Below are 12,044 nucleotides of genomic sequence, written 5' to 3' on the forward strand. Positions count from 1 at the left end.
CGCTTAAGATCGATTTATCGTATAATGTACGGCTCTGTTTACGCATTGACCATGTCTGAACAGAGCCGTTTTTTATTGGTCTGACATGCTTAAAATTCATTGAATTTTAATGCATTTGCGCAATAATAATTCCTTGTACTTAATTTAACGAGTCACAGCTTGTAAATATGACTAAACAATCCGATCCCAATTATCTCTACATTCCATACTCTGGCCCAACGCTTTTAGAAACTCCGCTATTAAATAAGGGCAGTGCATTTAGTCAGCGCGAACGAGAAAACTTTAACCTGACGGGTCTCGTTCCTCCACGTTTTGAAACCATAGAAGAGCAGGTCGAACGCTGTTATCAGCAGTTCTCAAGTTTCAGCGACAACCTTAACAAGCATATTTATTTGCGTGCTATACAGGACAACAACGAAACCCTGTATTATCGTCTAGTGCGTGATCACCTCGAAGAAATGATGCCTATCATTTACACGCCAACGGTAGGTGATGCATGCGAAAAGTTTTCCGACATTTACCGCAGCTCGCGTGGTTTATTCATTTCTTACGAAGAACGCCATCAAATTGACGATATTCTACGTAACGCGACTAAAAATAAGGTTAAGGTTATCGTGGTGACCGACGGTGAGCGTATTCTGGGTCTGGGTGACCAGGGGATCGGTGGAATGGGTATCCCAATTGGTAAGCTAGCATTATACACAGTATGTGGCGGGATCAGCCCAGCATACACCTTACCTGTTATGCTCGATGTAGGCACGAACAACGAAAAATTACTGAATGACCCCATGTATATGGGCGCACGTCATAAGCGTATCTCTCAGGACGAATACGACGAGTTCTTGGATCTATTTATCAAAGCCGTTAAACGTCGCTGGCCAAACGTTTTACTCCAGTTTGAAGATTTTGCTCAACCCAATGCAATGCCTTTGCTGAGTCGCTATCGTGATGAAATTTGCTGTTTCAACGACGATATACAAGGTACCGCCTCCGTTACAGTTGGCTCTTTGTTGGCGGCATGCCGTGTTAAAGGTACAAAGCTGTCTGAGCAAAAGGTCGTCTTTGTTGGAGCAGGTTCTGCCGGATGTGGCATTGCGGAGCAAATCATTGCACAGATGGTATCCGAAGGGATTTCTGACGAACAAGCTCGTAGCCAGATATTCATGGTCGATCGTTATGGTCTGCTGACCGAAGGTATGGAAGGGTTACGCGATTTCCAGGCGGCATTGGTTCAATCGAAATCGGCGCTTGAAACCTGGAACTTCAGTGGTGAATTTGCTTCTTTACTTGATGTGATGCACTGCGCTCAACCAGATATCCTGATTGGCGTATCCGGTCAGCCTGGTTTATTCACTGAGCAGGTTATTAAAGCGATGAATGCCGGTTGTGAACGTCCAATTATCTTCCCACTGAGCAACCCATCGCGTCAGGTTGAAGCACATCCAAAAGATGTGATTGAATGGACAGAAGGTCAGGCAATCGTCGCAACAGGTAGTCCGTTTGAACCTGTCGAGTTTAACGGCCAAACCTTTACGATTCCGCAATGTAACAACAGCTACATTTTCCCGGGCATTGGACTGGGTGTATTGGCTGCTAAGGCCTCACGCATCACAGAGTCTATGCTGATGATTGCCAGTGAAACGCTTGCAGAGTCTTCACCCTGGGCTAATACAGGTAAAGGCAGTTTGCTTCCCTCGCTGGTTGAAATTGAACCTTTGAGCAAACGGATCGCATTTGCTGTGGCCAAGAAAGCGATGGAAGAAGGCGTTGCGCTGGAGATGCCGGAAGACCTAATCTGGGCAGCCATTGAGAAAAATTACTGGTTACCAGAGTACCGCAACTACAAACGTTGTAGTGTGTGATTAAATTGAGGCGCGAGAATCTGATTCGCGCCTTTTTTCTATGACTCAGCCCCAATAGTGATTGTGAACAGGTTTTCCATCGGTGATGAATGTCACTTGCAAACTGTTCTTCGTGCCTGTGCAGTCAGCAACAAAGATAAAACCACCATGGCACATTCTTTCTTTTTGAGCCACACTAGTATCAGCGCTGCTCGTTCAGCGTTAGGGTGTGCATGGAGCACTGATAGAAAGTCTGTGTAGGTCCGGCTCCCTTTTGCTTGCAATCAGGAACCCAGCAAAACCGGCTTTGCATAGATGTTCGAATTAGGTGAACTGAATGCGCTGTACTATCGTAGCTGTTTTTTTGCTCGCTTCTGTTTTTGTAAGAAGTGAACCTATCTACGTAGATATTATTTCAGACTACTCTCCAGATTCAAATAAAGCCCCCACCGATCTAGCGACCCAGCTACTCCTTAAATTAGAGCACACCCTTCAGGGAAAGTTAGTTCTTGCCTTTATGCCTGCCAGTCGCAAAAGAGAGTGGCGAGAGCTCGTTCGTAATCCAAGAGCGTGCTTGTACAATAAGGTTAAGACGCCCGAGCGAGAAGCTATGGCTTTATTTACGCCTTATCCCTTGATGTCATTTCCTGCCAATCGTTTAATACTCAAAGATCAACCTAATATTCCCGATACCATTTCTCTGGGCACCGTTGTCAGAATGGGCCTGAATATTGGAGTATCGGAGGGCCGTTCTTATGGCCTGGACATTGACAATTTTATCGCAGCAAACCAATCAGCTTTTTGGGTAGCACAAGGTAATCAAAGTGCTTATCGTCTCAGAACGATGCTGAGCCAGGGCAAGCTGGACGGAATAATTGAGTACAGCTCGGTTTTTATTACTGAACATCCTTCAGCACAGGCACTCAACAGTTATAGTTTCCATGCTATTGAAGAGGCTGGGTTGACTATTTTTGGCTACATAACGTGTGCCAAATCAAACGAAGGAAAGAAAGCAATCGAGCTATTACAGTCAGCACTTGAAAGGCCAGATTTACAGCAAGCGATACTCACCGCCCACACAGGGTTGTTCTTTGAGCAAGAGGAACCCTTTATTCTTCGCTCTTTACACAAAGCGTATAACATTCAGCACTGATTAACAAAGTTGTGCTTTAATTGGCGCACCTGTTGTGGTTTTATAATTTCAACACCACGTTATCCCATTTGATTAAAGTAAGGAGGCGTCCATGCGCTCACTTTTAGCCGCCGCAATTTTTGCGATCAGTACCAGCGCACAAGCAGGTAGTTTGCCCGAAGGTCCACACTTGTATGTCAAAGGAATGTCTTCTTTGGAAGTACAGCCTGACGCAGCCATTATTCGTGTCGCGATAACTGAAAAACACAAGTCATTACCAGATGCAAAAGCAAATGTTGATCAAATCATGGCCAAAGCGATTCAGATAGCCAGAGATTTCGATATAAAAACCAATGATATCCATGCGGAGCAGCTTAATGTGCATCGCCAGACACGTTACAATCGTACCAACAACGAAGAAGAGTTCGACGGCTTCAGAGTCAGCCGTAGTCTTACCGTCAAACTAAAAGATCTTGCACAATACCCAAATCTGCTACAGGCCTTTGTAGACAGTGGCATTAATCAATTTAATAACACTGAATTTGTCGTTGAAGACAAAGCCGAGTACATGAAAAAGCTTAAAAAATCAGCCATTGAGGAAGCTAAGGCGGCAGCCAGAGAGCTTGCAGATGACTTTGACGTAGAGCTTGGTCGATTATATTCCGTGTCGTTTTCACCCATGAACGTACCTGTTCAGCCTTATGCTCGCGGCAAGATGATGGCGGCAGAGTCCATGGATGTCAGTCAAGCTTATAACACTGGAGACACAACACTCAGTGCTGAAGTGTATGCGGTATATTTTATCGAGTAAACTCTCTATACTGGACCTACTTATAATACTAACAAGTAGGTCTGCGTCATGATAACAGGATTTTTTGCTGCCATATTTACTCTTTTTTATATCAAACTCAGTTTTGATATCATAGGTTTACGTCACAAACATAAAGTTGCGCTTGGTGATGGTGGAAACCCCGCCTTAGAAAGAGCGATCCGCGCCCATGGCAACTTCATGGAGTACACGCCATTACTTTTAATCCTCCTATTTGCTTTGGAATTTCAAGGCGGACAGGCAATTTGGTTATACATCACGGGCAGCACCTACCTGACAGGTCGGGTTTTGCACTCATTTGCGCTGAACAAAGCCAATCTAAAGCTACGCGTTTTGGGCATGGCATTAAGCTTTTTATCGCTGCTGGCACTGTCGATTATTAATATTTATTGTTATTTTGTTTAATGGAAAAAATTTTTATTACCGGATTACCAAGAACCGGTACTACCAGTGTATGTGCTGCTTTTTTAGAACTAGGTTTTAAAACGGCACATACAGCTTATACCCGAGAAACATTTTCTCAAGCTCAGGTCATCGCTGATACCCCTGTCTTCAATGACTACGAAACTCTGTCAGAGTTGTACCCAAACAGCCGCTTTGTCTATCTGGACAGAGCCATGTCAAGCTGGGTTCCCTCAATACGACGCTTACTAACCCGTATGTTACCAAGGCTGGAAACTCAACAGGGTGGATTCAATGACACATTAAAACGTTGTTACTTTGATACCTTTGAACACTTAAGCGCAGATAATATCGCAAGCGATCAATACCTGATAGATATCTACCTAAAACATCGCAATGATTGCCTTAGCTTTTTAGAACGCAAGCAGCACACATACCTGATGTTAGACGTAGCGAAACCCGGTAGCTTGCAAACACTGACAGGCTTTCTTGGTGTTCAAACTGATTTGGTGAGTTCCATGCCAAACCTTAATCAGGGAGGAAAAGTGACAGCGTGGAAGCAAATTGATCATCCACTGAAAGTAGAATCTACCAGATACGGAAAAGCAGACAAAGATAGCCTTCTTTATAGCTCATCTTAGTTCTGCATGAATAAAATGTCCGATACCAACTAATCTGGACTAAGTAAACACAAGAATAGGGGGCACGCAGCAATTTTGGATATTAGCTTCGTACTTAGGTAAAATACTCCGCAAACTGACAACAGAATAAATTACCGATGTTTGAGCTAAAATTTCACACCCCCTTTGAATGGACACATAGAGTCATGGCAGAGTTTGATACATTTTTGCAGGATCATGCTGCCGCAGAGAAAAAAGCCTCCGGCATGGCTATGTCAATGTTGAGCCACTACCCAGATCGAATCAAACTCGTTAAAGCGATGGCAGATCTCGCTATTGAAGAGATGATCCACTTCAAGCAAGTGCTTAAATTACTGACTGATCGCCAGGTGACTTTGGGCAATGACAAAGCCGATCCCTATATTAAAAAAATGCGTGCGCTATTTCGTCAGGGCTCAGATGAATTTTTAATTGATCGCTTGTTGGTAGCAGCTGTGATTGAAGCGCGAGGCCATGAGCGCTTTTCGTTGGTTGCGGAAGCCTTACCAGAAGGCAAAGAAAAAGACTTTTACGTGACTATTGCCAAGTCGGAAGAAAAACACAAAAACCTGTTTGTCGAGCTGGGCTACGAGTACTTTGACAAAGCAGTTATCGACGCACGCCTGGAAGAAATACTGATTGCAGAAGCCGAGATCTGCGAAGGTATCCCATTTACCGCCGCATTGCATTAATTGTATAAAACAAGGCAAAAAGCCTCATTCTTTCATTATGTTAAATTAAATGCAAAGTTTAAAAGGGAGGGGATAGACCTCCCTTTTTTGTTTACTTGAACCGTCGTTATTAATCGTTAGATAAAAATCTGACCCCGTAAATAATCTACAGCATTACCTTCGAGTATGACTCTGCCTTCGACAAGTGTACACCGTATTGTCCCTGTTCGTTCAGATAGCTGCTGTGCTATGACTTCGTTCTTATCTAATCGCTCACACCAATAAGGCGCCAGCTGGCAATGAGCCGATCCCGTTACGGGATCTTCATTTACACGCAGTTTAGGGTAAAAACAGCGACTGACAAAATCAACGGAGTCTCCGGGCGCAGTAACAACAACGCCTCGTAGATCAAGCTGGGCTAGCTTCTCGAATTCAGGCACAATCGCGCTCACTTCGGACTCATTGCTAAGCACAACGATGTAGTCGAACCCAGCTAATACACATTCAAAGCTGGAAATCCCTAAACCGATCAGCAGATTTTCAGGGGTTACAGCAGGCTGCGGGAGTGTAGCGGGGAAGTCCATACTGTATCCCTGTGGCCCCTTTGTTACCGAGAGTAAGCCGCTTCGCGTTTGGAATTGAATTGTCTGACCATCAAAATTCAAATTTGTGAATAAAACGTGTGCCGCAGCCAGGGTTGCATGACCGCACAAGTCCACTTCTCCTTTTGGCGTAAACCAGCGTAGCTGAAAAGTATTTTCTGCAGGCACGAAAAACGCGGTTTCCGATAAATTATTTTCTTCCGCTATTTTTTGTAGTAAGTCGTCTGACAGCCAACTTTGCAGAGGACATACGGCGGCTGGATTACCTTCAAACACAGCAGATGCAAATGCATCAACCTGATAAATATCTAATTTCACATGATGCTCCCTGTATTGATCATTTGGCTTCAACATAACACGGGAGTTTGAAATCGGCCAGAGAGCAGCAGGGGGCTTACAATTTTCTGTAAAAGTTAGGTAATCACTACTGCTTGCAACTATTGGCTGTGTTGTACTTTATCTCGTCCAGGATACCGTGCTTTTTAAATTCAGCTATAGCCTGATTCAGTTCAAACAACAGAGTTTTGCCATATTTATTATGCTTTGAGACGGCGAAGAACAGACCATTCATTTGTAAAATAGGTTCTACCATCACCAAGTTGGTGGCCATCGTCGCCAATTCAGTCTCATTATGCTGTGCAAAAGAATCTATCTCCATCTTGATAACTTCAGGATCGCCAACGATTAGGTTGACACGACCAGCCATAAGTAACCTGATATTGTGCGCATCATCAACGGCTTCCATGACATTAAATTTGCCGGCGTCCATGAGTCGGTCAAACTCGGGTGTATTCTGATAGCCACGGACAACGCCAATACGTTCATCAGCAAGTGCAGCCAGGCTGGTAAAGTGATCTGTGTTATAATCCTTGCGTTTGTATAGTGCGATCGGACCCCAGCCAAATGCCTCGGTGAGAGTGAGATGATCCAATCGACGTGTGCCAGGAAATGTATCCGAAGGCGACTCAGGTTCAATGAAATACTCTGGCACCAGCAAATCTACTTTTCCATTTTCGGCATACGCGACGGCACGTGCCCACGGATAGAAAGTCACTGTTGCACCATAGCCTTGGCTATGCAGTAAAGCGATTGTGGCCTGCATAACCCAACCTTGTTTGCATAAGCTCAAACCAATATAGGGTTGCCATTCTAAAGTGGTTACCTGAATTTGTTTTTCAGCTTGAATATTATAGCGAAAGGTGTGGTCATTGACTTTTTTACCAGACACGGTATGAGTGCCTTTATAATCACGATATGTAACACTGACTTCTTGTGTATTAGCCAGGCTCTTTAGTGGATAGAGCAATATAAAACAAAGATATAAGAACAAAGCACACGCCATTGCTAACAGACTCTCAGATTTCTTAGCATAAGCTTAGTCATTAACTCTAAACTTGTCACAGATAACTCATTTAACATAACGTAAATTATAGGATGTTAAATTTGGAAGGACTTAGGGTGGTACTGAATGTGCCTTTTGAGCTCTTAATGTCCTATACTAGACGGTATCGGACATTTTACTCTTGAATTTAATTTATATAGATATATAACGTTTCAACTTACCACCTTATTTCCTGTCATATTTTTCAGTACGTATACGCTGATTAATGTGCTAGCCAACTTATCGTTAAGATGAATTTACAGTTAATTGATAAATTGCCATTGAGCTCACTTTACGCTTGTCTTAGTATTAGCCTTGTCGTTCAAAAGAAGTAAATACAATATGGAACTTGTCAGACCCCTAGAGCCAATTTTGATCATTGATGACGTCGAAGATGTACGTAGTTACCTGATAGACATTCTTGAAAACCTGGGTTTTGAAGAAGTCTATGAATCTGAAGACTTCAAATCTGCAATGCCCTTGATGGCCGAAAAATCTCCCAATGTAATTTTCCTGGATATCGAGTTACCCGATACCGATGGCACGCAAATTCTGGAATATATCAATGACAATTACCCCAATGTCCATGTCATTATGTGTTCTGGACATAATAGCCTCGAAAACGTGCAAAATACCTGGGAGTTGGGCGCAAAAGGCTTTATTGCGAAACCTTTTAACGCTAAAAAAGTCGATTCAGTTATGAAAAGACTCGAAATGATTGCATGAATAAAACCACCGAAGAAATAATCAGTCAGCTCTCGGAGTTGATACTGGGAAAAGAAGAGCAGATCAGGCTCGCTGTTGTTTGCCTGCTTTGTAAAGGTCACCTGTTAATTGAGGACTTGCCCGGCATGGGCAAAACCACCCTCTCCCACGGTCTTGCGAACGTACTTGGATTGAGTTACCAACGAGTTCAGTTCACCAGTGATCTGTTGCCGGCCGATATTACCGGTTCCAGTGTGTTTAATACCTCACAACAAAGCTTTGACTTTCACCCTGGGCCTATATTTAGTCAGGTATTGCTCGCCGATGAAATAAATCGAGCCAGTCCAAAAACACAAAGCGCATTGCTCGAAGCCATGGAAGAGCGCCAGGTCACGGTTGATGGTAAGACACATCCTTTGCCGGACCCGTTTTTTGTCATTGCCACACAAAACCCGTTGCATCAATCGGGGACTCATCCACTCCCGGAGTCGCAGCTCGACCGATTTTTTTTGCGGATCAGCTTAGGTTATCCGGATGAGCAAGCCGAAAAAAGCCTTATTTTGGGCAACAATTTGCAAAGGCAGGCTTTGAGCGAGATACCATGCGTGTTAGACATGAGTGCGCTTGCCGCACTTCAGCAAGCTGTACTTTCCATCAACCTGTCAGACTCCGTTGTGCAATACATTATCAACCTGGTGAATTTCACGCGCTTTAGCGGGCAGTTTAGTGATCCCCTATCACCACGTGCCAGTATCGCTTTAGGGCTGGCAACTCGTGCTTATGCACTAACTCTGGGGCGAGATTATGCATTACCTGATGATGTGCAAGCCGTATTTGGAGCCGTTGCCGGTCATCGTCTTAATCTCGCTACACATGAGTTGGACGATGTGATCATGAGCGTCTTTGATAACGTCGCGGTTGTATTGTAACAATGCGCAGTGACTGGCTGCAGTCCTGGCTGGCTGACATGATTAAGCGCAAACACAGCGCTGCGCAAATCACACTCTCTCATCATAACATTTATATTGTTCCGTCAAGGCAAGGCGCGTTCTTTCTATGTATGGTGATCCTTAATTTTATCTTGGGCAGCAATTACCAGAATAATCTGATACTCGGCGTCGCATACATTATGCTTCTGATCCTGGTACTTGCACTGATATATGGGTACCTAAATTTACATGGCCTGACGATACAGGTGCTGGATATTAAGAACAATTTTGCTTCAAAGCCTGTTGAAGTACTCATTAAACTTGCTACGCCCCATGATTGTTTTTCCCTGGATATCGCAAGTCAGGAGTATGACTTCAGCACCAGCAACAACAACTATCAGCAAGGGGCAACAGTCGCCTCACTTTTTTTACATCCAGAGCAAAGGGGACGATATCAGCTTGGCAGAATTAAATTATCCAGTCGCTATCCGTTCGGTTTGGTGCGCGTCTGGACCTATCTGAATGTAGACAGAACATTTTGTATCTACCCTGCTCCACTCACCTGCCAACTGACATTCAGTACCCAGGAAGCAACTGAATCTCAAGGGCAATACTTACACCAGAGTACACAAAGCCATGAAAACTTTGACGGCCTGGAGCGCTTTAGACCGGGCATAAGCAAAAACAGAATATCCTGGCGACACTTTGCTAAAAACCAGCAACTGCTGGTCAAACAGTACAGCGGCGACAGTTATTATTCCCAGCACACCTTTGATTATGCTGCACACGATGGCAACAAAGAAATCCGGTTATCGAAGCTGTGTTACCAGATCCTTGAAGCAGACAAGCAAGGGGATGTGTTTGCGTTACGTCTGAGTAATGCGGTTCAGCTCGGCGTCGATCGTGGCGACAAACATCGGGAAATGTGTTTGGAGGCACTAAGTGACTTCTGACAAACTTCTGGGTGCACAAACCTTAATGACAACAGTAATGTATGGGCTAGTCAGCCTCTTGCTGTTTAACAGTTTTGGGGTTGTATTTACCAGTGCCATGCTGCTTATCGTGCTGTTTAAGGTAGCAATCTATCGGGACCTGGTTAAAGGGCCCTCTGAAACAATGATCAACCTCCTGGCTTTTACTATCATACTGGTCGTATTTGTAGCGATAGGTTTTTCAAATCTGGTCGAAATGTTCGTATCCTTGCTACTAGGCGCGTGCGCACTGAAGACTATCCAGGCAAAGAGCAAAAAACAGGCAATGTCTGTACAGTTGCTCAACTTTTTTGTTTATCCCTGTTTTTTTATCTTTTCTCAGAATGTTTTGTCACTGTTGTTCGTACTTGCGCTTCTGGTGGTGAACCTGGCTCAAATGCTTTGGATAGAGCATGATATTGAGCTTCGCAGCGCCTCAAAACAAGCGACTAAACACCTGTTACTTGCCCTCCCTTTGGCTGCCATCATGGTTGTTTTACTCCCGAAAGTTTCACCATTTTGGCAACTTCCCGGTGCAAAAAAAACACAAACTGGTTTGTCTGAGGATATAGATCCTTTTCAGATCTCTGAACTGTCTCGCTCAGACGAGCTGGTGTTCAGGGCCATCCTGCCTAATAATACACAGATGCAGCCGCCGTTTTACTGGCGCACTTTAGTACATGATAAATTCGACGGCACACGATGGCGGGTATCACCGCACCATGATGTGCCGCTACAAGCGCCCTACAGAGCAGTCGGTGAAAGCTATACCGTGATCGCCAGAGCATCGGGTAAAACCTGGCTATATAGCCTGGGCCAGGCCAAATCAGCAACGCGGGGGGTTAATACCAACCACTTTGGTACTTTGTTTATGCAAAAGCACCTCAGTAGCAGCATTGAATATCAGGTTATGCCTATCCACATAACAAGTTCGGGGCTAGTCAACTGGCAATATCGAGTCAATACCGCCTTGCCAGACGAATTAAACCCGCTTGCTACAGAGCTATCTCAGCAGTGGGATAATCGCGCCGACAACACCGCAGAGTTTATTGCACAAATGAAGCAGTACTTTGTTCAGAACAGTTTTAGTTATTCTCTTAAGCCTCCGGCAATTAATGCTACAGATAGCATTGACGTGTTTTTAACCCAGACTCGGGAAGGGTTTTGTGGCCACTACGCCGCAACGGCCGCCTTTATGTTACGTGCAGCGGGAATTCCTGCTCGACTGGTTTCTGGATATTTAGGTGGTGAATATAACGAAGAGCGCGGCTACTATAGCGTCTATCAGTATGACGCCCATGCCTGGGTTGAGTACTATGTGCCACAAAAAGGCTGGTACCGCCTGGACCCGACTGCCTGGGTAGCACCAGACAGACTCACTGGCTCTTTGTCTGAATTGACAGCACTTGAAGAGGAGTTTAAGGACAACCTGGGTCTGAGTTTGATGTCTTATTCCAATCTGGCTCTGGTAAATTGGCTCAGACTTCAGATTGAGCAACTCGATTACCAATGGACTCGCTGGGTGCTAAATTTTGATCACCAGAAGCAATCACGACTGCTGAGAGACTTATTCGGGCAATACCATAAAATATTACCGGGACTGAGTGTGTTCTTACTATTGATCACAATATTTGTTGTACGTTTTTGGTACCTACAACGACAACAAATTGTAAAATTACCTGAGGCTGTCAGGCTGCATCACGCAGTGTGTCGTCTTGGAGGAGATGGGCTGCACAAAGTCACCCCCGCACAAGCTGTGTCTGCATTGCAATCTCAATATCCCGCTTTATCGCAGGAGCTGGAAGAGTTTAACCAATACTTTGTAAAATCGAGATTTTCCCGAGCGCCGTTAACCAGGGCGGAAGCTGCAAGGATGAAGGCGCTGGGTCGTTTAATAATAAAAAAGGCGAAAAAATAACATT

12 protein-coding genes are annotated in these 12,044 nt (G+C 44.5%); 10 read left to right on the top strand and 2 right to left on the bottom strand.

Annotated features, from left to right (window positions below):
• Window positions 1–167 precede the first annotated feature (167 nt).
• From ACXAH1_RS04635 to ACXAH1_RS04660, 6 genes are all read left to right on the top strand, one after another.
• Window positions 168–1,862, top strand: a complete 1,695-nt coding sequence (locus tag ACXAH1_RS04635; protein ID WP_475194279.1) for an NAD-dependent malic enzyme — start codon at window positions 168–170, stop codon at window positions 1,860–1,862.
• 316 nt (window positions 1,863–2,178) lie between these two features.
• Window positions 2,179–2,994, top strand: a complete 816-nt coding sequence (locus tag ACXAH1_RS04640) for an ABC transporter substrate-binding protein (RefSeq protein WP_475194281.1) — start codon at window positions 2,179–2,181, stop codon at window positions 2,992–2,994.
• A 91-nt stretch (window positions 2,995–3,085) separates the two neighbouring features.
• The gene (locus tag ACXAH1_RS04645) at window positions 3,086–3,784 is read left to right on the top strand and encodes an SIMPL domain-containing protein (RefSeq protein WP_475194284.1); all 699 of its coding nucleotides are present in this window, start codon (window positions 3,086–3,088) and stop codon (window positions 3,782–3,784) included.
• Between the two features lie 48 nt (window positions 3,785–3,832).
• Window positions 3,833–4,207, top strand: coding sequence for an MAPEG family protein (locus ACXAH1_RS04650; RefSeq protein WP_475194286.1), 375 nt, complete (start codon window positions 3,833–3,835; stop codon window positions 4,205–4,207).
• Complete coding sequence (locus ACXAH1_RS04655) at window positions 4,207–4,845, top strand: sulfotransferase (RefSeq protein ID WP_475194288.1); 639 nt, start codon at window positions 4,207–4,209, stop codon at window positions 4,843–4,845. Before ACXAH1_RS04650 ends, ACXAH1_RS04655 begins: the two co-directional genes overlap by 1 nt.
• A 137-nt stretch (window positions 4,846–4,982) precedes the next feature.
• Complete coding sequence (locus ACXAH1_RS04660; protein ID WP_475194289.1) at window positions 4,983–5,555, top strand: MiaE family protein; 573 nt, start codon at window positions 4,983–4,985, stop codon at window positions 5,553–5,555.
• 116 nt (window positions 5,556–5,671) lie between these two features.
• On the opposite strand, the gene ACXAH1_RS04665 is transcribed toward ACXAH1_RS04660, so the two are convergent.
• The gene (locus ACXAH1_RS04665) at window positions 5,672–6,454 is read right to left on the bottom strand and encodes a PhzF family phenazine biosynthesis protein (RefSeq protein ID WP_475194291.1); all 783 of its coding nucleotides are present in this window, start codon (window positions 6,452–6,454) and stop codon (window positions 5,672–5,674) included.
• A gap of 106 nt (window positions 6,455–6,560) precedes the next feature.
• A complete protein-coding gene (locus ACXAH1_RS04670) occupies window positions 6,561–7,364 on the bottom strand; it encodes a substrate-binding periplasmic protein (RefSeq protein WP_475194293.1) in 804 nt (267 codons plus the stop codon).
• Between the two features lie 495 nt (window positions 7,365–7,859).
• On the opposite strand from ACXAH1_RS04670, the gene ACXAH1_RS04675 reads away from it, so the two are divergent.
• The 4 genes from ACXAH1_RS04675 to ACXAH1_RS04690 are packed head-to-tail and all read left to right on the top strand — an operon-like array spanning window position 7,860 to window position 12,040.
• Window positions 7,860–8,243 carry a response regulator gene (locus ACXAH1_RS04675; RefSeq protein ID WP_046004429.1) on the top strand — a complete coding sequence of 128 codons (384 nt, stop codon included), beginning with the start codon at window positions 7,860–7,862 and terminating at the stop codon, window positions 8,241–8,243.
• Complete coding sequence (locus ACXAH1_RS04680; protein WP_475194296.1) at window positions 8,240–9,151, top strand: AAA family ATPase; 912 nt, start codon at window positions 8,240–8,242, stop codon at window positions 9,149–9,151. The genes ACXAH1_RS04675 and ACXAH1_RS04680 overlap by 4 nt, the downstream gene beginning before the upstream one ends.
• A gap of 38 nt (window positions 9,152–9,189) precedes the next feature.
• On the top strand, window positions 9,190–10,104 hold the full coding sequence (locus ACXAH1_RS04685; RefSeq protein WP_475194299.1) for a DUF58 domain-containing protein: 915 nt from the start codon (window positions 9,190–9,192) through the stop codon (window positions 10,102–10,104).
• Window positions 10,094–12,040: a transglutaminase TgpA family protein gene (locus ACXAH1_RS04690; RefSeq protein WP_475194301.1), complete on the top strand. Its 1,947-nt coding sequence runs from the start codon at window positions 10,094–10,096 to the stop codon at window positions 12,038–12,040. Before ACXAH1_RS04685 ends, ACXAH1_RS04690 begins: the two co-directional genes overlap by 11 nt.
• Window positions 12,041–12,044: the final 4 nt, after the last annotated feature.

The sequence above is a fragment of the Pseudoalteromonas sp. AWH4_217 genome (assembly GCF_056161105.1).

Bases quoted from the DNA above. Each gene is read 5' to 3' on its own strand.
- ACXAH1_RS04640 (WP_475194281.1), top strand. From the start codon at position 2,179: ATGCGCTGTACTATCGTAGCTGTTTTTTTGCTCGCTTCTGTTTTTGTA.
- ACXAH1_RS04650 (WP_475194286.1), top strand. From the start codon at position 3,833: ATGATAACAGGATTTTTTGCTGCCATATTTACTCTTTTTTATATCAAA.
- ACXAH1_RS04675 (WP_046004429.1), top strand. From the start codon at position 7,860: ATGGAACTTGTCAGACCCCTAGAGCCAATTTTGATCATTGATGACGTC.
- ACXAH1_RS04635 (WP_475194279.1), top strand. From the start codon at position 168: ATGACTAAACAATCCGATCCCAATTATCTCTACATTCCATACTCTGGC.
- ACXAH1_RS04660 (WP_475194289.1), top strand. From the start codon at position 4,983: ATGTTTGAGCTAAAATTTCACACCCCCTTTGAATGGACACATAGAGTC.
- ACXAH1_RS04685 (WP_475194299.1), top strand. From the start codon at position 9,190: ATGATTAAGCGCAAACACAGCGCTGCGCAAATCACACTCTCTCATCAT.
- ACXAH1_RS04645 (WP_475194284.1), top strand. From the start codon at position 3,086: ATGCGCTCACTTTTAGCCGCCGCAATTTTTGCGATCAGTACCAGCGCA.
- ACXAH1_RS04680 (WP_475194296.1), top strand. From the start codon at position 8,240: ATGAATAAAACCACCGAAGAAATAATCAGTCAGCTCTCGGAGTTGATA.
- ACXAH1_RS04655 (WP_475194288.1), top strand. From the start codon at position 4,207: ATGGAAAAAATTTTTATTACCGGATTACCAAGAACCGGTACTACCAGT.